Source organism: Virgibacillus sp. 7505 (assembly GCF_002272135.1).
GTDB lineage: Bacteria > Bacillota > Bacilli > Bacillales > Amphibacillaceae > Terribacillus.
Genome location: NZ_NPBF01000223.1, coordinates 1 through 255, shown reverse-complemented (window position 1 = coordinate 255; position 255 = coordinate 1). Strand labels below are relative to the sequence as shown.

The following is a 255-nucleotide window of genomic DNA, read 5'->3' as shown; positions in this document are numbered from 1 at the left end:
AAGATGTGAAATTCTCATTGGAACGAGTTGCCAACGATACGACGCTCCAGCAATATGCCACATTTAGCCAAATTGAAAATGTGGACGTAGTGGATGACCATACCATTCAAATTACAACTGCTGAACCTGACCCACAATTGCTCAGTCGCCTCTCTACTCCAGCAGCAAGCATGTTGCCAAAAGACTACTTTGAAGAAGTAGGCGCTGATGAGTTTTTCAAAGCCCCGGTTGGAACCGGTCCATTTCAATTTGAAT

Annotated in this window: 1 protein-coding gene; it reads left to right on the top strand. The window is 44.3% G+C overall.

Annotated features, from left to right (window positions below; all coding sequences use genetic code 11):
• The coding region (locus tag CHH91_RS18705) for an ABC transporter substrate-binding protein (RefSeq protein ID WP_286160848.1) at positions 1 to 255 on the top strand (255 nt) is incomplete at both ends.